This is a genomic window from Halobacteriovorax sp. XZX-3 (assembly GCF_043196495.1).
In the GTDB taxonomy this organism is placed as follows: domain Bacteria; phylum Bdellovibrionota; class Bacteriovoracia; order Bacteriovoracales; family Bacteriovoracaceae; genus Halobacteriovorax_A.
Genome location: NZ_JBEBMO010000002.1, coordinates 679,003 through 697,166 on the forward strand (window position 1 = coordinate 679,003; position 18,164 = coordinate 697,166).

At 35.4% G+C, this 18,164-nt stretch carries 16 protein-coding genes; 10 read left to right on the forward strand and 6 right to left on the reverse strand.

Annotation, left to right across the window (positions count from 1 at the left end; all coding sequences use genetic code 11):
- Positions 1-43: 43 nt before the first annotated feature.
- Positions 44-1,057, reverse strand: a complete 1,014-nt coding sequence (locus ABMA70_RS13825) for a hypothetical protein (protein WP_392992679.1) — start codon at positions 1,055-1,057, stop codon at positions 44-46.
- Between the two features lie 225 nt (positions 1,058-1,282).
- Here ABMA70_RS13825 and ABMA70_RS13830 point away from each other — a divergent pair, with 225 nt between their 5' ends.
- From ABMA70_RS13830 to ABMA70_RS13845, 4 genes are all read left to right on the forward strand, one after another.
- Positions 1,283-2,578, forward strand: coding sequence for a sensor histidine kinase KdpD (locus ABMA70_RS13830; RefSeq protein ID WP_103218192.1), 1,296 nt, complete (start codon positions 1,283-1,285; stop codon positions 2,576-2,578).
- 38 nt (positions 2,579-2,616) lie between these two features.
- A complete protein-coding gene (locus ABMA70_RS13835) occupies positions 2,617-3,084 on the forward strand; it encodes a DUF4442 domain-containing protein (protein WP_392992676.1) in 468 nt (155 codons plus the stop codon).
- Between the two features lie 15 nt (positions 3,085-3,099).
- Positions 3,100-4,449, forward strand: a complete 1,350-nt coding sequence (locus tag ABMA70_RS13840; protein ID WP_392992674.1) for an NAD(P)H-binding protein — start codon at positions 3,100-3,102, stop codon at positions 4,447-4,449.
- 78 nt (positions 4,450-4,527) lie between these two features.
- Positions 4,528-5,022, forward strand: a complete 495-nt coding sequence (locus ABMA70_RS13845) for an Hsp20/alpha crystallin family protein (RefSeq protein ID WP_103218189.1) — start codon at positions 4,528-4,530, stop codon at positions 5,020-5,022.
- Positions 5,023-5,037: 15 nt separating this feature from the next.
- Here the strand turns inward: ABMA70_RS13845 and ABMA70_RS13850 are convergent, their stop codons facing one another.
- Both ABMA70_RS13850 and ABMA70_RS13855 read right to left on the reverse strand, forming a co-directional pair.
- Positions 5,038-5,676: a hypothetical protein gene (locus tag ABMA70_RS13850; protein ID WP_392992671.1), complete on the reverse strand. Its 639-nt coding sequence runs from the start codon at positions 5,674-5,676 to the stop codon at positions 5,038-5,040.
- 33 nt (positions 5,677-5,709) lie between these two features.
- Positions 5,710-6,225 (reverse strand): helix-turn-helix transcriptional regulator, encoded by a 516-nt coding sequence (locus tag ABMA70_RS13855; protein ID WP_392992669.1) that lies wholly within the window; start codon positions 6,223-6,225, stop codon positions 5,710-5,712.
- A gap of 130 nt (positions 6,226-6,355) precedes the next feature.
- Here ABMA70_RS13855 and ABMA70_RS13860 point away from each other — a divergent pair, with 130 nt between their 5' ends.
- The 6 genes from ABMA70_RS13860 (at position 6,356) to ABMA70_RS13885 (ending at position 15,102) form a co-directional block, all read left to right on the forward strand.
- The gene (locus tag ABMA70_RS13860; protein WP_392992667.1) at positions 6,356-7,414 is read left to right on the forward strand and encodes a type III polyketide synthase; all 1,059 of its coding nucleotides are present in this window, start codon (positions 6,356-6,358) and stop codon (positions 7,412-7,414) included.
- Between the two features lie 56 nt (positions 7,415-7,470).
- A complete protein-coding gene (locus ABMA70_RS13865; RefSeq protein ID WP_392992666.1) occupies positions 7,471-9,432 on the forward strand; it encodes a hypothetical protein in 1,962 nt (653 codons plus the stop codon).
- Entirely contained in the window at positions 9,429-10,592 is a 1,164-nt protein-coding gene (locus tag ABMA70_RS13870) for an NAD(P)/FAD-dependent oxidoreductase (RefSeq protein ID WP_392992664.1), read from the forward strand. The genes ABMA70_RS13865 and ABMA70_RS13870 overlap by 4 nt, the downstream gene beginning before the upstream one ends.
- 7 nt (positions 10,593-10,599) lie before the next feature.
- Positions 10,600-11,169 carry a YceI family protein gene (locus ABMA70_RS13875; protein WP_392992661.1) on the forward strand — a complete coding sequence of 190 codons (570 nt, stop codon included), beginning with the start codon at positions 10,600-10,602 and terminating at the stop codon, positions 11,167-11,169.
- A 168-nt stretch (positions 11,170-11,337) separates the two neighbouring features.
- Positions 11,338-13,143, forward strand: coding sequence for an ATP-binding protein (locus ABMA70_RS13880; protein ID WP_392992659.1), 1,806 nt, complete (start codon positions 11,338-11,340; stop codon positions 13,141-13,143).
- A 42-nt stretch (positions 13,144-13,185) separates the two neighbouring features.
- Positions 13,186-15,102: an ATP-binding protein gene (locus ABMA70_RS13885; RefSeq protein WP_392992656.1), complete on the forward strand. Its 1,917-nt coding sequence runs from the start codon at positions 13,186-13,188 to the stop codon at positions 15,100-15,102.
- A gap of 23 nt (positions 15,103-15,125) precedes the next feature.
- Here the strand turns inward: ABMA70_RS13885 and ABMA70_RS13890 are convergent, their stop codons facing one another.
- The 3 genes from ABMA70_RS13890 to ABMA70_RS13900 are packed head-to-tail and all read right to left on the reverse strand — an operon-like array spanning position 15,126 to position 18,087.
- Positions 15,126-15,641: a hypothetical protein gene (locus ABMA70_RS13890; RefSeq protein ID WP_103218180.1), complete on the reverse strand. Its 516-nt coding sequence runs from the start codon at positions 15,639-15,641 to the stop codon at positions 15,126-15,128.
- The gene (locus tag ABMA70_RS13895; RefSeq protein ID WP_392992653.1) at positions 15,641-17,005 is read right to left on the reverse strand and encodes a di-heme oxidoredictase family protein; all 1,365 of its coding nucleotides are present in this window, start codon (positions 17,003-17,005) and stop codon (positions 15,641-15,643) included. Before ABMA70_RS13895 ends, ABMA70_RS13890 begins: the two co-directional genes overlap by 1 nt.
- Entirely contained in the window at positions 16,999-18,087 is a 1,089-nt protein-coding gene (locus ABMA70_RS13900) for an imelysin family protein (protein WP_392992651.1), read from the reverse strand. The genes ABMA70_RS13895 and ABMA70_RS13900 overlap by 7 nt, the downstream gene beginning before the upstream one ends.
- Positions 18,088-18,164: the final 77 nt, after the last annotated feature.

The following is an 18,164-nucleotide window of genomic DNA, read 5'->3' on the forward strand; positions in this document are numbered from 1 at the left end:
ATGATAAAGCTGTACTTTTGAATTTAATAAATGAAATGGGTAGCTATTTTGTTGTTTGGTATCGCTCTTTAATTTCTTCAATTAAGGCGGTATTACTTTGCATCGGTGAAATTTTGTAGGCGGACTTACGAATTCGCTCATCCATTTGTGACTCAATAGATTCTAGAACGATTTCTAGCAAATCTTTCTTTAGTTGTTCTTCATTTTCTTTCTTGAAAATATTTGGAAGTATTTCTTCACCAATATACTGGCGAACTAGTGCTAATTCACCGTGTTCTTCGTATAGTCCGCGGTTATCATACTTTGTATTTTGGTCTTCAAAAGATCTCAGTTTCGTTAGCTGGTAGGCATCGTCTGTCATTTCATCATAATAAAGCGCATTGAAAATTGCATTGCGATTATTTGTTACAAGCACGGCCACTAAATCAGCAAATAACTCATTATAAGAAGAAGAAAGGTGGTATTTTTCAAGTTCACTATGATTTTTAATTCTCTCTTCAATGACTTCAATTTGCTTTGTATAGTATTGGACAACATTTCGAGGATTCCCCTCAGCATATGCCTTATGGCGATTCACTTTGAAGCGAGATAGTCTTTCTGCTAGTGCCTTTAGTTTAGGATAAAACTTTTTTCCAATTCTTTCGCCAAAGATTGCGTGAGAATACTCGTGATATAAAATTGCATCAGTACCAATGCTATAAGAATTAAAGACTTGTCCCCATTGGTTAGTAAAGGTTAGATGAAGTGGGATACGAATTGTTTCTCCTATATCAAATGAGGCTCCATTATCGCGGGAGAGAAGTTCTAAGTTTACGACAGGAGAGTCTTCTCTAAGTTTTGCGACTTTAGCTATAGCATTATTGGCCCACTCTACATCTGAACAGTTGATGGAGTCCGATTTTTTCACCTTAAATGCAGAAGATATATAAGTGAAGTCACTTTCGCATTTCAACTCTTCTTGTATTTGGTGAAAGTCTAGTAGCTTTGACTTAATATCAATTGCAAAGACATTAAGGGTTAATAGAGGTGCAATGATTATAGGTGTAATTTTCTTCATATTTATGAATAACACGCTAAATTCAGCTTCTTATCCCAATTGAAAGATTTCCCTGGCCGACTAAATGTCGAACAAAATAATCATTTGTTTAATGTAGTCTAAGTGTCTGTTTTTATGAGAATAACAAGCCTGTAAATTTTTACAGCACAATCTTTTTTCTCGAATCTCTTGTATAAATGTAGTAAAGACTAATTGTTTACGTATTAAAATTTAAAGGATTAACTATTGGAAACCCTAATCAATTCCTTTGGGGAATTTAAGTCTCGTGTTGAAGAGAGAAATTATCTTCAAACGTCTTGGCCCAAGGATAGAACATACACGTTATTGTCGTATTTAGTTTGCTGTATTCTGCTGTTATTTGCAGGAATTCTTGCGGACTATCAACGTATCTATACTTTTGGATCAGCAAATATTCTCACATTCTTTAGGGCCTTACTTGTTGTATACGGATTAGGGTTCTTCATCGCTTTTAGAAAGAGTGATTATAATGACAAAATTGAAGTACACTTATTCTTTATAAAATTAGCTTCTGTAGTGATTGTCGCTTTAATGACTTTTATGATTATGGGGACAAGTACCACACTTCTTGCTGGTATTATGATTATGACAACCTCTTTCTATGTTATGCTACCGGGAAGATTAAATGGTATTATTATTAATTGTGTAATTCTCTTTGCTTTATTTGTCATCGTACCTATTTTAAATGAATCAGTTGAATTAAATAAACATTTCTACAAAATCTTTATTCTTCTTTCTCTTAATATCGTTCTCTTCGCATTTCGCTCTATGTTTAATAGAGCTTGGAGATTATTTTATATTTCGAATCGTCGTCTTGAAGAACTTAATAAAACAAAAGATGATGTAATCTCAACAATTGCTCATGATTTAAAAAGTCCATTACAAGTAATTCTTTCTTCAGCATCTCTTGTTTCTAAAAGAAATGAAGAGTTATCTGTTGAGAGAATTAAGCTCTATCAAGATCGTATTATTAAGTCGGCCAAAAAGACAGATGCGCTACTTAAAGATTTACTGGCATGGGCACTCACAAGTAATGAGAGTCTGGGATATAGTCCGAAAGAGTTAAATATAAAAGATACAATTACAAGTGCTGTCGAATTTGCTTATGAGTTGGCCCAGACCAAGGATCTTGTAATCGAGGTTGATTTAGAGGATTATATCTTTGATCACGATAGTAATATGATTGAAACTTGTGTGCGCAATATTATCTCAAATGCAATTAAGTTCTCTCCTGAGGGAAAGAGGATTGTTGTTAAGGGTGCAGTTAAAGATGGTTATGCTATCGAGATTTGTGACGAAGGAGAAGGGGTTCCTGATATTGTTATTGATGGAATTCAAAGTGGCCAAACATTTCATGTAAAGACTGGAACAAAAGGTGAGAAAGGTACAGGCGTAGGTTTAAAACTTGTTCATTCTTTTCTTAAAAAGCATGGCGCAGCTCTCTTTATCGAAAATATGCCAAATAGTGGCTCACGCGTGACTTTAAAATTTCCAATGATATAATAAGTACTTTATTATTTAGTTGAATTTTAAGGTGTGGCATGAGTTTTTGGCAAAAAATATCTCCAGAAAAGGCCATTAAATTATTAAATTATTGGCCTCCTTACCTTGGTGCAGGAATTAAAGTTCTATCAATCAACGATGAACGCACGAAGATCAGTGTTCAAATGAAACAAACATTTCTTAATACTAATTATGTTGGAGTTCACTTCGGCGGAAGCTTATACTCTATGTGTGATCCATTCTATATGCTCTTACTAAGTTTTCACCTTGGTAAAGATCATATTATTTGGGATAAAGCTGCTGAAATCGAATTCTTAAGTCCAGGCAAAGATATCGTCAAGGCCGAGTTCGAGATAAAGATGGAAGAAGTGAACAGGATTAAGCAAGAGGCAAGCGAAGCCAGAAAGGTTCTTCCTGTTTTTGAAACTTTTATTTACGACAAATATAATAAGAAAGTGGCCAGAGTAAAGAAAACACTCTACGTACGACGAAAGAGAAATGATTGAAAATAGTTGTTCATTATGAAAATAGCAATTGCCGGGGCCAATGGATTTATTGGTAGGAATCTCATTCAAAAGATTAAGGATAAGCATCTCGTAAGGGCCTTAGGCCGTAGTGAAGTTTATTCTGATGATAAAGTTGAATTCTCTAAGACGGATCTATTCTCTTATCATAGTACAAAAGAAGCTTTAAAAGATATCGATATCGCCATTTATCTCGTTCATTCAATGCTGCCTTCTTCAAGGTTATTTCAAGGAAGCTTTCGAGATACAGATCTGCTCTTGGCAGATAATTTTGCAAAGGCATGCCTACATAATAATGTGAAACATATTATCTATCTCGGTGGTTTAGTACCTACGGGTGAGAGTAGTGAACATCTTAAAAGTCGTCTTGAAGTTGAAGAAGTTTTCAAGTCGACAGGAATTCCCTATACGCTCTTACGAGCAGGTATGATCGTTGGCGATGGTGGCTCATCATTTGAAATTCTAAAAAATCTTGTGATTAATTTACCTGCTATGATTTTACCAAAGTGGACTAAGAGTCGCACCCAAGTGGTATTTATCGATGACTTATTAAGAGTTATCACTCAGCTTATTGGCGATGACAGATTTTATAATCGTATTATAAATATTGTTAATGGTGAAGATGTAACCTATGAACAATTAATTCGAAAAACTTCAAAGCGTTTCAGAAAATTCTGTCCAATGATTCCTGTACCGATTAATTACTTAAAATTATCTAAGTGGTGGGTTAGTGTTTTTGGTGAATCAGAAATTGAATTAGTTTCTCCATTGGTTGATAGTTTAAAATGTCATCTACCTAAAGTTGAAATTGACAGTGACATCGATAATTTAATAAAGATTCGAACATATGATCAAATGCTTGATCTAGTAAGAATTGAAAAGACAAAGAGAAAACCTCGTGTAGCACGACGTAAAGAAGAGAGGACTGTTCGTTCAATTCAACGTCTTGATAATCCTAGTCACCTTGAAATGAAAGAGTTAGCAAGTACCTATATAAAGTGGCTTCCGCGTTTTATTAGATTCATTATCTATGTTCACGAAGATAGGGGAAATATTACTTTTAATATTATTTGCATTAGGGCCCCATTGTTAACACTTAAATACATTGAGAATAAATCTAATTTAAGAAGGGCCAAGTTTCATATTATTGGGGGATTGTTAAGTGCATCTACTAATACAGGATGGCTTGAATTTAGAAGTGTGGCCAATGGTAAGTTTACGCTTGTCTCAATCAATGATTTCCGACCGTCTCTTCCTTGGTATATTTATTGTTACACACAAGCTCCTATTCATCTTATTGTTATGAAGTCCTTTAGTTCTCATTTGAAGCATTTAAAAATATCTTAAGTTTATCCGACTCCTTTACAGTGATAAAATTGGCTCATCTATAAGAGAAGATACACACGAAACTTAAAGGAGATTACCATGATTAGACGTTCGATTGTCCCACGAAAAAACTCAGTATTTAATTCTGATTTCTTCGGTAGTGCTAATTTTGACAATGAGTTTAGAGATATCATCTCTGGCCTTGAAGATATTTGGCAAGGTCGAGGAAATGGAAATTCTAATGCCTTTGGAGAGATGAAGGAAACTGAAAGTGCTTACTTACTCAGCATTGATATGCCTGGGGTAAAAAAAGAAGACCTGAATATTCAAGTCGATGATGGCCTAGTTACTATTGAAGCCGAACGTAAGACACTATTCGAAGATGGTGGTGGAGAGACTCGTCGTATTTCGCGCAGTTTAACTGTACCTCATTTCATTAATCGAAGTGAAGTTCAGGCGCAACTTCAAGACGGAATTCTCTATCTCGCTCTACCAAAAAGTGCTGAGAAAAAGGCGCATAAAATTGAAGTTTCCGATGCGACAGAAAATTTTGTTAAGCTATTTGCTGATGAAAAAGAGAAATCATCTCATTAAAAAAAACTGAAAGTGCTAGGCATTGTTGCCTGGCACTTCTTTATCTAGTAAGTAGACAAAAATAGGGTGTTTAGATGTTATATGTACTTCACCGTAGGCTTTATTCGAAAGAGTAAGGCAACTAAGAGTTTTTACTCCTTTATCGCCATTGAGGGGATAATCACAAGCACCACTTATTGTTATTTCTTGTTCTTCAAGACTAAGAATTGAAAAAATACCTTCATGTGTAAAAGAGAAGTTACCGCTTGAGTTTGCGATAATTTTCTTTTCAAAATGGCACCTTGTTTGGTGTTTTCTTTCTTTTAGAAAGTGGTGGATCGAGCCTAAAGTCACCATTTGATGATCTAGTCTTCCTCCTAAAAATCCAAAGAGCTTTATTTCGGTAATATTATCAGGGATAAGAGTTAATGCGTAAGTTAGATCTGAAAAGTCTTTGTTTTCATCCAACGTTATATCAAGATTATCGCTAGTTGTATTTGAATCATTATCACCAACTGAAAGGTAAGGATGATCGTCACTTGGCCTATGATTTAGGCCACCATCAACGTAAATGATTGGAGAATTAATAATATAGGGCAATGTTAGGGCCATTGGTCCAATAATTACTAATTTATTCGTTTTTGCTAATTCTTCATTAAACTCTGTAAGATTCATGATCACTTGTTCTTGATTATTTTTCTATAGTGATTATAACCTATCAATGACTAAAATATCCTCTAAAAAGAATGCCGATAATTCACTACGTCCACTGAGGTTTGATTTACTATAGATATTAGTGCAGTGTTGCTTAATTGTTTTCTCTGATGTGGATCTAATATCAGCAATCTCTTTTATTGTTAGGCCTTTTAACAATAAAAGTGAGATGTCTTTCTCTGATTTTGTTAATGCCCATTCATTTAATTGATCATTAATTTTTTCAGAGAGACCGCGTGAAAGATCTTGAGTTTTTCGTTTATAACTTTCCAGGTCAGATTTTAACTTTGTAACGTCTGAATTAATTCTTAAGTTTTCTTTTTTTGTAAATAGCCACTTGAACCATAGAACACCAGTTCCGATGAGACCTATGAACATTATGATGCCTTCTTCGATAACGTGCTCATATGTCGAGCCATCACTGATGTCCTCATAAATATCAAAAATAAGAAAAAGAGAGATAAAGAGGAAGAGTAATCCAGTAATTAGGCGTTCACGTTTATTAAGCATAGTTCTAGGACCTTAGTCGTATAAATATTGTATCTATCTGATAATACACATTTTATTTGGAATTAGGACTTTCGTCCAGTTACAAAATTTAAGGTTTTGAACGATTCTTTCTCTACGAAAGGAGGAACAAATGACTCGTATTGTTCACATGGAAACTTATAAACCAGATTACACTTACAAAACAGAAGAGATCATTGAAGCTGCCCAACGCCTGTGGCTGAAGAATGTTGATGAAATGACAAAACGTAAGGCCCTGAAAATATTTAAGGGCTCCAAAATAGATCAGCGTAGTGCGGTTGTCGATCTTGAGACTGTATTTTCAGACTTAAGTTTTGAAGAGAAGAATAATATCTACAAGGACAAAATGGTTGAGTACGGTAAGAGGTTACTAAAGCAAACGTTTGAAAAGTCTAATATCGACCCAAGTGAAGTTGACTATATCATCACAACTAGTTGCACAGGCTTCATGATTCCTTCAGTTGATGCTTATCTTGTCAATGAATTTGGTTTACGAAAAGATGTCGTTCGTTTGCCAGTAACAGAGATGGGATGCGCAGGAGGAACGTCGGCATTAATTTATGCAGATGAATTCTTAAAGGCCAATCCTGATAAAACAGCACTTGTTTTAACAATGGAAATACCAAGTATCACTTTCCAACTTAATGATCTTGATGCTGCCAATCTTGTTTCAACAGCAATTTTCTCTGACGGTTTTGCTTGTGCTGTTTTAAAAGGTGGCGAAGGTAAAGGTGCTCATATTATCGATACAGATATGTATAACTTTTCTCATGGTGAATACCTGATGGGATTTGAGCTAATTAACTCAGGACTTAAAATTGTTTTAGATAAAGATGTACCAAGTGCAATTGAAGGAAATTTTGAAAATATTTTCTTACCGTTTTTAGAGCGCAATGGCCTAAAGATTGAAGATATAGATAATTATATGTTTCACCCTGGTGGTAAGAAGATCATTCAAATGGTTGAAGACTATATTGGTGATTATAACAAAGATATTTCAGAGTCTAAGTGGGTTCTTGAGAATTGTGGGAATATGTCATCTGCGACAATTCTTCATATCTTTGACAAGGTTACAAGAGAAAGAGTTATTGAAAGTGGTCAACGCGGTTATATGTTGACATTTGGACCAGGCTTTATGGCCCAAAGTATTCTTTTAGAGTGGAGGTCATAATAAAAGCGATCTTCAGATCTCTATTTATTATCCTATTTCTAGGGGGCTTCGCTGGAATGTTGTTTTATACAAAGGATTTAAAACAAAAGAATCCTGAGTCAATCTTCTTAACAGATAAGGGGATAGAACAGTTTAAGGCATTTCAGCAAGATTACCCAGAAGTAGATTCGCTAGTCGTTTATACAAATGAAGTGGCGAGTCTTGAAGCGTATTCAAGTCTCGAAAACTTCGGTAAAGAGCTTGAGAAGATATGTCGTGATGAATGCTACTTTGTTTATCCTCATAATCTTGTTAAAGATCGCCATGAATTAGAAATTGAATTACAAAAGGGGACACTTGCAAAAGCAGAACTCATTTCAGCAAATCGCATGGGGCTGCTTATTTTTAATAATGGTGAAAAAAACCAACTAAAAGAAGTTATCAGAAGAGTGGAAGATGAAAATCGTTTCTTCTGTGCTGGCCATGAGTATACAAATTATCATCTAGATAAATCTTCAGCTCTTGTTCAAGAAAGACTTTTTCCGATTTTATTTATATTTTCATTCTTGCTTTTATTTGTATTTATTAAAAACTTCCTCACGACAATTGTACTTTTTATCCCATGTCTCTTTAGTGCACTTTTTGGCCTTAGTGCTATTAAGTATTTTTTTGGCACTATGAATATGGTGACTTCAATTGTACCGCTGATGACATTTGTGATTATCCTTTCTCTTGGACAACACATTTATTTCTCTGCCAGAAAGGAAGGTTCTTTATCTAAGGCGCTAAAGCATAAAATTCGCCCAATAGCACTTATGCTTATTACAACTTTCATAGGCTTCCTTTCATTATATGTGAGTGAGATTTATGTTATCCGCATCTTTGGACTACTAAGTAGCATCATGATTTTATTGAGCTCTTTGCTTTCAATTATTTGGTTACTTAGTGTTGAAGGCTTATTAAAGCTCAATGAAGCTAAGGGAGTCATTCTAAAAAAATATCCACGAAAAAGTTTTTCGGCCCTCTCTTTCATGATCATTAGTTTTTTTTCAATTCTCTTAGGAGTTTGGGGTGGTAAAAATGTTGCTATCGTAACTGATGCAACTAAGTATTTCCCAAGGGAGACTAATATTGCAAAGAGTTTTAATGACATCGCTGTTTTAGCAGGAGGTGTACCTCTTTTAGAGATTGGTATGGGAGATCTATCATATGAGGAGTTAATAAAGCTTACACAAGTTGAAGATGAGTTAGGGGCAGTTCATGGTGTAAGAGTATTATCTCGAAACCTTGTTGTTAGAAAAATAAATGAAGCGTATAGTGGAAGTTATTCTCTACCGGATAATCAATTCGCCTATGCTACGCTATATTCAAAAGCTGCTGAAGGTATCAGGGAAGCTTACCCAATAGACTCACAATATAAAATCACACTACTTGGAACTCCTTTAAATGTTGATCAATATGAAATTTTATTAAATAAAGTAAAGGGGATTGTAGGCGATAGAAGCTTTCGCCTCGATGGCCTATACTATAATTTAATGATTTCTCAAAAAGCAATGGTGCATACTCTTTCAAAAAGCTTTTTACTGAGTCTCATTGTCATGGCAACAATTGCAGTTGTCTTCTTACGACAGCTAAAACTATTTGCTATCTTTATTTTGGTTAACACAATGCCTCTAGGATTATCTCTGGGGTTTCTAAATATCATGGGAATGTCTCTAAATATTGCAACCGTCATGACATATAGTGTGGGGCTTGGAATTGTCGTGGATAGTACATTTCATCTACTTCATTTCTTTGACCAAAGAAGGGGGAACTTTGATGTATATGTCGAAACAATTGTTAAGCCTATTCTGACAAGCTCATTAACTTTAATTATCGCATTCTTATTATTTGGAATATATGACTTTTTACCTATTAGAGAATTTGGTGTGAATTTATCTTTCATTTTATTCTGTGGAATGATTTTTGATCTTTTTGTTCTACCAACTCTTTATTTAAGTAATGCATCTCTTAAGGAGATCGTTGAGGAGTGGAAATGAATATTTACGATGTACTCATTGTTGGTGGTGGTCCCGCAGGGGCACTACTTGGCCACTTGCTTGCTGAACAAAATTCAAAAGTACTGATTCTTGAAAGAAATAAAGATATCGGTCGTAAAGTATGCGGCGAATATCTTTGTCCTCAAGGTGTGAAACTCCTTGATAATCTAAACCTACAATCTGTTTATAAAGACTTCTTGCCCCTTGATGGTATGGTGATACATACACCAAAAGGCAGCAGTGTTAACAGTACATTCCCTATGAGTGAGGGCGGAAAGAAAAATTTTGGTGTCAGTGTTAATCGTAAGATTCTCGATCAAAGATTGGTAAATCTCGCAACTGAAAGCGGTGCAGACTTTCGACTTAATCAAAGTGTTGTAAGTATGGAGTATTTAGGAACATATTGGAGAGTTGAGACAGTTGTTGGTGATATATATTATTCTCGACTTCTCGTCGGTGCAGATGGGCGCAACTCAATTGTTGCACGATATTTAAATCTTCAATTGCCTAATTCAAAAAAACGTATCGCTCTACATGCTTGGCTCAATACAGGTAAAGTTCCAGTAAGAAAGGGACAAATGTTTATCTTCGAAAAGGGAAGCTACCTTGGTGTTGATCCTATCTCGAATTTTGAATTAAATCTCTCTCTTGTTTGTGGAGCTGATGAAATCAAGAAATATGGAAGTGCACGCAATGCTTTCAAGTATTATCTTGAAAGTATTAAAGATGAGCTAGGGGTTACACTAGACGAAGAAAATAAGATCCATACAAGTTTTCCAATTGAGCACAGTGTAAGAGATGTTATTGGAAATAATGTGGCCCTAATTGGTGATGCCGCAGGCTTTATTGACCCAATTACTGGAGAAGGTATCTTTAATGCTTTATTAACAGCGAATATGCTTTTCGAAAGTATCAATATTTCAAAAGTTTGTTTTGATTATAACTCTTCATTACAAGTTTATAAGTACAAGAAAGAGAAATACTTTCGTGAAAAAACATTTCTTAATATTGGCTTCCAGTGGCTGATCCGCCGTTCATGGTTGGTTGAGCTTATTGCAAAATTTTTGAATCATAGTAAAAAAAGAAGAGATACTTTCATCGGAATCATTGGAAATATACATACTCCATTAAAAGGTCTTTTCAGAATTATTTTCTCATGAGGTTTATATGAAATATTATAAAATCGTTTTTATTTTAATTTTTTTACAAGTAAGTAATATTTCAGCATCACAGTTGAGCTTGAAGTATGAAAGCTTTGAGCAGGCACTCAATGCTCAAAATCGAATCATATTTAATATGTCGTCGACAAAGGCCGGTGTGATAACTACTGATTTTCAAGGTGTCGTTAAAGTCGCTAGTATTACGTATAAAAAAAATAAAAATGGAAGATACAAAGATATTTCAATTAAAATCGATGCCAAAGAATTAGATACAGATAATGAGTTTCGTAATGAGAAAATGTATGAGAAGTGTCTTGAAGTGAATCAGAATCCTTATATTATTGTTCGTATTCCTGGACCGGTTAGACTAGGTGAGTTAAATTCGGGAATTATAGAGGTTCGAAATAAGAAACATTCTGTGGATATTTTCATTGAAAAAAATATTGCTGCAGATGGTAAAATCTCACTGGTTGGAAAATCTGTACTGTCTTTAAAGAAGCTCGAAATCCCGGATCCATCGATATGGATCGCAACTGTGCATGATGATATTGAGGTTAATTTTTACTTAATTCCATAGTGTGATTTCAGCGCTTTATGAAGATTTATTGCTAAATCGATAAATTTTATCAATACATTTTAGCGATAAAATGTTAATTATAAAGTTGTGAACTGGGCCAGGGCATTAATTTTAACATTCACGTTTTTCCTATCAATCTTTCCAAGCTTAGCGATGGATAAGTACGAGGTGCTTATACTGCACTCTTACTCTCGAGATAGTATTTGGACAGATCTTATTGATCAGTCGATTAAGAAAAACCTTCATAGTGAAAGCAATCACTTAGATGTTTATACAGAGTATATGGACTCTAAGCGATTCTACGGGCGAGACTATGGTGAGAGGCTCTATAATCTATTCTCAATAAAGTACTCCGATCGAAATATTAAATTAATTATTACTTCAGATGACAATGCGTTTGCCTTTGCCATGAAGTATCGAGACAAACTTTTTCAAAATAGTCAGATTATTTTTACCGGTGTTAACGGCTACAGTGATGAATTTAAACAGAAATATCGACTCGAAAAAAATTACACCGGACTCGTTGAGAGTTTCAAAATTGATAAAATGCTCGAGCTTTCTCAAAGCCTGCATCCAAAAGCTAAAAAATTCTATGTAATTAATACGATTCATACACCATCAGGTAAGTACTTAAAGAAAGAGTTTCAAAAATCAATTTCCAAGTTAGGACTCGCAGATAAAGTTGAATACCTAGAGGATATATCAGCAGATAGCCTTTATAAGAAAGTTGAAAAATTAGAAAAAGGTTCGTTTGCTCTTTATGGCGGTTTTTCTCGTGATCGTGATGGAAATTTTTTAGACTTTGAAAAAAACCTTGGTGAGTTAGCAAGGCGCTCAAACGTGCCAATTTATGGTTTCTTGAAATACTATTTGCCTTACGGCCTGACTGGTGGATATTTTACAAGTGGTGAGCTCTACGGGAAGAAAGCAGCTTTAATTGCTAATCAGATTATTGCTGGTGAAGACATTAATTCGATTGCTATAGTTGAGGATGTCGAGGCACCAGCTATTTTTGATTACGCTAAAATTGTTAAATTTGGTCTTGATTTCCATAAGCTACCAGTTAATTCACAAATTATAAATCGTAATAATAAATTGCTGCGCTTCTATGAAGAGTATACTTTCGAGTTTTGGTTTATTCTTTTTTCTTTTGCGTGTTTATTTATTAGTTTAGTTGTTCTTGCTTATCATTTTGAGCAACAAAAGAAGCATAAGAAAGAAGTTCTTCGAATCAATGAACAATTAGAGGATAGAGTTGAAAAAAGAACAAGACAGTTAATTGAGCAGCAGTCGAAACTTATCAATTCTGCAAAGCTTGCTTCGATTGGAGAGATGGCAAGTGGGATCGCTCATGAAATTAATAACCCACTAACAATCATTGATTTAAGTGCTTATCGAATTATTCAATTGTCAGATAATGAAGTTGTCTTAAAGTCGGCAGAAAAAATCAAACTAACTGTTGATCGTATTTCAAAAATTATTAAAGGACTCAAGCAACTGGCCAAAGAGGATGCTAGTCTAACTAGTGAACTCGTGAATATTAAGGTTGCTATTGAAGATGTCATTTCAATTTGTCAGGCAAGATTTAAAGAGAACGAAATTCACTTTAAGATTGATGTCGACGAGAACCTAAAGGTTCATGGGGCACCAGTACAGATTTCACAAGTGGTTTTGAACCTTCTCAATAATTCTTTTGATGAATTAGTTCAGGGAGACAGTGAGCGCTGGATCAAGCTCGAAGGAAGAAAAGAAAAGGATATCGTTGAAATTTCAGTGACAGATTCTGGAAAAGGAATTTCTGAAGAGATCTTTGAAAGAATCATGGAGCCATTCTTTACAACTAAGGTTGATCAAAGAGGTACTGGACTAGGTCTAAGTATTTGTAAGAATATAATTGAGCATCATAAAGGCCGTATCTTCGTGGATAGGTCGAGCCCTAACACCCGTTTCGTTATTCAGCTACCAACTGCCTAAATAACTGATTACAATACGAAGATTAAGTGATATTTATTTAGAATGATTTTACTTAAGGCCGTCTATCGACTAATTTTCATTTTATTTATTCTTATTTCTTCACTTACTAGTGCGGCAGGTTCTTATGATATTCTTATGCTCCACTCATATGAAAAAGGGAATATTTGGACGGAAGAAATTGATAGCTCCTTTCGTTTTCACTTACAGAGTCGTCATAAATATTCAATGAATTTTTATACAGAGTATATGGATTCTAAAAGATTTTTTGGACGCGATTATGATGAAGCCTTAGCAGAACTCTACGCGACAAAATTTAGCTCTCATAAAATTGATTTAATTGTAACAACTGATGATTATGCCTTTGATTTTGCAATCAAGTATCGAAGAGAGATTTTCAATGATGCTCCCATTATTTTTAGTGGTGTAAATGGCTATGATAAGTTTAAGCGTGATATCTACCGAACTGAAAAGAACTTTACTGGAGTTGTTGAAACATTTGATGTGATACCTACAGTTAAGGGTGCTCTGAAAATTAATCCAACTGCCACTAAGATATATGTGATAAATACGCAGTTTTCTCCCTCTGGTCGCTATCTTAAAAAACAATTTGAGAGCTCATTTGAAAAAATGCAGCTAAAGCAAAAAGTTATCTATCTTGAAAATTACAATATGGAAGAAATCTATGAAATGGCCAAGCATTTTGAAGATGATTCAATTGTTCTCTTTGGAGTTTATGCTAGAGATCGTGATGGAAAGTACTTCAAATTCGATGAAAATATTAGGACTCTTAGCAAGTACTCTAAGCAACCAATCTATGGTTTTCTAAAGTTCCTACTTAATAAAGGGATTGTTGGGGGAAATCTCTCTGATGGTAGGGCCTATGGCCGAGAAATCGCTCGTATGGCCGATGAGTACATCTATGGAGAGAAGAAAATTTCAGAAATTCCTATCATAACTCATTCTATTAATGATCTTGTTTTTGATCTGGATCAGCTAAAGAGATATAAGATTAATATCAATAAATTGCCGGAAAACTCTAAGATCATTAGTTACTCGTCTAGCTTTTTCCAATTCTATCATGAGTATAAGTCAGAACTTCTCGTTGTTTTTGCTTGTTTTGTTTGTCTTTGTATTTTCTTTTTTATTTTACTTTATTTCTTCGAAAAACAGCGCAGTTATAAAGATTCGCTTATTAAAGTGAATGAGAAACTGGAAAGAAATGTCCATGACCGAACTGTACAGCTTGTTCAGCAGCAATCTCAAATTATTAACTCGGCGAGACTGGCATCGATTGGTGAGATGGCAAGTGGTATTGCTCATGAAATTAATAATCCTCTCACGATTATTGATTTAAGTGCTAATCGAATTTCTCAAAGAACCGGTCTCGAAAGTATCAAGAAAAATGCTGGGCGTATTTCAAGCACGGCATTTAGGATTTCAAAGATCATCAAAGGCCTAAAGCATCTCGCAAAAGATGGAGACAAGTCACGATTTGAAGACTTCCACCTTATTGAAGCAGTTGAGGATGTAACGTCACTTTGTTATGAGAAATTTAAAGAAAATGATATTGAATTCAACATTAATGTAGATGAATCGATTATTATCAATGGCTCTGTCGTGCAGGTCGCACAAGTACTTCTAAATCTCATTAATAATTCATTTGATGAACTTATTAAGGTAAATGGTGAAAGACGAATTAATCTTAAGGCAGTACCAATTAGAAATTATGATAAGGACTATGTTGAAGTTTCGATTACAGATACAGGTCGAGGTATCCCTGATGATATAAAAGCTAAAATAATGGAGCCTTTCTTTACAACAAAGAAGAAGAATAGGGGAACGGGATTAGGTCTTAGTATTTCAAAAAGTAATATCGAAAAACATGGAGGGGAGTTTTACCTTGATGAAGACTCTTTTTTAACTCGTTTTGTGTTCACTCTTCCACTTAAAAGAGCGTAGTGGCACATTAGTGCCACCGATTATTAGTTAGCTCGTCTATCAAAAATTAGCCTAACACGCTCTCCGTCGCAGACTTCAGTTTTTTCATTCAGAATATCTACGGCTATATAGCGAATACCTCTTTTTGATGCTTCATAAGCTGATGATTGAAGCTTGCTCTTTAGTAGCTCTTCATTTGCGACACATTTACTTGCATCCCCATCTGTCATTGATTTTGTATAATCAAGCTCTAATGTTCTTGTCTCTCTGGCACGATTAAAGAAGAGGCCGAAGTTACAAGTCTGACCTGATGTCGTTACCCAAGATGACTCAATTGAGAAAACATTTAGGTCACTATCTGCCGTTAAAAGATCAAAGTTAATTCCTGCATCTGAAAAAAGTTTTGGAGTCGTTGTATATTCAACTTTATAACGACTAATGAATGTTCCACAATCATAACCAGTACCTTTTACAAGGTAAGTAGTGCCTGTTGGTAGTGGCCATATTTGAGCAATGGCCGGACTCGATAGAAGTGTTACTAATAGAATTAGTTTCTTCATTACAAACTCCTAAGAAATTTAATGAGATCGTTACGATCTTTCTTTGTTAACTTTATAAAATTATTCTTTGCTTGCTTGGCCTCTCCACCATGCCAGAGTATGGCCTCTTGTAAATTACGTGCTCGTCCATCATGAAGATAGCGAGTATGACCATTGACTGTTTTTACAAGGCCAAGTCCCCAGAGTGGCGGAGTACGCCATTCTCTTGTCGTGGCCTTAGCTTCAAATTGATATGAACGAGTATCATCGGCCAATTCATCACCCATGTCGTGTAGTAGCATATCTGTATATGGGTAGATTTTTTGATTATTTAATACTTCAAATTTCGAATTTGTACCTGTTGTAAACTCAGGTCTGTGGCATGCTTGACAATTTATTTGATGAAAGACTTTTTTACCATTTAATACACTCGGACTATTGAAATCTCTTCTTACTGGGACAGAAATTAATTGCGTATAAAGTGTAACTTTATCTAAAAGTTCATTAGAGATATCTTGCTGTGTTTGTTTCTCTAGGCAGTCAATTTGGACAAGACTACACTCCTCAGTTGGAAAGAGGGAACTTGTTATACCGAGATCACCATTAAAAGCTGCAGCATTTTGTTCTAGCAGGTTTGGACGTGAAGCTTTCCAGCCAAAGCGTCCAAGAGTTTGTCTTTGTTCAACTATTGAAAAGACATAATTTGCACGGCCTGAAATACCGTCATTATCTAAGTCCTCGGGATCAGCTCCTGCAAGGATATCTTCTTCATTTATATTCTCAAGAAGTCCAAGTCCAATCATTTGTGGAGCGACTCTCGGTGAGACAATTGTGTTGTTGCCTAATTTTCCATAAGCTAGTTTTCTAAAGATGTAATTTGGTTTTTTAAGTTCATAGGCTTGGCCATCAGCAAAGTTGCCCTTTATGGTTTCAAACATAGCGAAGACTTCACCTTCGCCTTTAACACCTTCAATACTGTGAGGTTGAAATTGATCTCCATATTTTGAATGTGGAGTGGTTTCTCCATTAGCACCAATTTTTTTTAAGCGAAAGAGAAGAGAGATATCAGTTTTTCCGTCAACATCTGGAAGGCCTCGTCCACGTCCATCAAGTAGGTGGCATGCTGTACAAGATGTTGCATTAAAAATTGGACCAAGGCCATCTCTTAATGGAGTAGATGAAGGTGAGGTAACCCAAGCTCCTTTAAAAAAGCTATTACCTACTTGAAACTGACGCCTTAACATTCCACGTGTCCCACTCATAGGGTGTGAGAAAGCATTAACTGAGAGGTCCAGTGTAGTCCCGGCACCGGCCGGGAACTTATCACTGGAGTAAGTATTGAGACTAAATACGCACAAAAATGTAAGAAGGAGAGCTCTTACCATTGTACTGGCGTCTCAAGTTCTTCAGAAATTTCTACAAGCTCAATTGCAAGTTGTTCCATCTCTTCGATAGAAGCTAGGATTTCTGGTCTTGCATTCTCGTCAAGGATTGCTTGATCAAATGGTACAGGAAGACCAGCTAGCATTTTATTGATCTTTGCAACTCTGTTATCAATTGTAGTTGCAAGAACAGTGTTGTCTGTTAGTGCTAGGATTCCTGTTGCTTTAAGTACATTTGCAATACCCCAGAAATTCCACTGGATATCCATATGAGTCATATCTGAGAAACATGAGTGCTCATCTTCTTGGCCTTGAGTTTCCCAAGCTACGAACATTCTTTCACCTGAAAGCTCATCACCAGACATGAAGATCATTCCTGAAAGAATATTATTAAGAGATTCTTTTTGATCTTTTGCTACAAATTCAGCTCTATAGTTAGCTTTATTTGGTGCCCAAGCATCAACAAGTGTTTGAAGGTGATCTATTAAAAGATCTGTTGCTGTTGAAAGGTATACAGCTCGTCTTTGTGCGTTCTTTCCAAGACCAATTACATAGTCTGTATGAGGTCTGTCGCCAGCACCATCAACAGAAAGATCTTGTCCCCATAGTAGGAATTCAATTGCGTGGTAACCAGTTGAAACATTCTTCTCACCGTTAAGTTCGTTAAGTGATGAAAGAAGTTCTTTATTAATTACTGGGTAATCAGCAATATTATTTATGATACCTGCATTAGGTGCACCTTCAACATAGTCGATATATGCTTCATCAAGTGGCCATGCATTTAGTAGTCCTTCTGGTCCTTCATCGCTATCAATAGGGCCATTGTAGAATCTAAAAACTTCTGATTGGCCATATGGAGCTCTTGCTTGTCTCCAAGACTCTCTTGCCATCTCAAGAGTCATTACCCCAGGGTTAGAGATGAAGAATTCGACGTCTTCCTGAAGTACAATCGCCTTATCAAGAGACTCTGAGTAAGTTTTATAAACAAGATTTGAGTAAGCTTCAATTACTGACTGCGCAGTTGTAGCAGCAGTGGCATTCATACCTAAGCCTAATGAAATCAGTAAGATAGATCTTTTTAACATATTATATCCTTTGTTAGTAAGATTGGTTGCTTGTTTGAACTATGGTTTGATACATCAAACTAAAGTTAATATCAACG